We start from the raw sequence: 761 nt of genomic DNA, 5'->3' as shown, positions 1-761 counted from the left end.
GCCGCAGGGCGGCCTCGCGGGGCTGCGCCGCGCCGTCAGCGCGGCGATGGGCGACAGCCCGGCGCTGCCGCGCGTCGCCGCGCTGCTCGATGCGCTGGAGGCCGCGCTCGGTGACTTCACGCACCCCACCGGCGTGCGTCCGCCCGCCGACCTGCTGGATGCGCATCTCGCCGCCGCCGAGGCGCTGGCAACGACACCCGAGATGCCGGGCGGCATGCGTCTCTATGCCGGCGAGGAAGGGGAGATCCTCGCCACCCATCTCGCCGAGATGCGGCCGGCGATGCAGGCCATGCCGCCTCTCGATGCACGCGCCTGGCCGGCCATCTTCGACGCGGCGCTGGACGGCCCCATGGTGCGAACGCGGCGCACGGGACGCGGGCGGGACGCCACGGCGCATCCGCGCGTCGAGATCCTGGGCCTGCTCGAAGCGCGGCTGCTCTCCTTCGATCGCGTCGTGCTCGGCGCGCTAGACGAGACGGTCTGGCCCCTCGCCACCGATCCCGGCCCCTGGATGAGCCGGCCGATGCGCACCCAGTTCGGCCTGCCGGAGGCCGAGGCGCGGATCGGGCGCGTCTGCACCGACTTCCTGCTGACCGCCTGCGCCGCACCGGACGCGGTGTTCTCGCGCGCCGCGCGCCGCGGCGGCGCGCCGACCGTGCCGGCGCGCTGGCTGACGCGGCTCGAGACCTTCCTCGCCGGCCAGGATCTCGCGCTACCCGAGAGTCCCGCCGCGCGCTGGGCCGCGGCCCTCGACAGGCCGG

The 761-nt window shown here is 76.5% G+C and carries 1 pseudogene; it reads left to right on the top strand.

Features of this window, described 5'->3' with window-relative positions:
• Positions 1 to 761: pseudogene (locus L2I40_RS23965) on the top strand (double-strand break repair protein AddB); the annotation flags it as partial.

The sequence above is a fragment of the Falsiroseomonas oryziterrae genome, assembly GCF_021864505.1.
Classification (GTDB): domain Bacteria; phylum Pseudomonadota; class Alphaproteobacteria; order Acetobacterales; family Acetobacteraceae; genus Falsiroseomonas; species Falsiroseomonas oryziterrae.
Note: the sequence above shows the minus strand (reverse complement) of the source record. Positions and strands in the feature narration are given on the sequence as shown.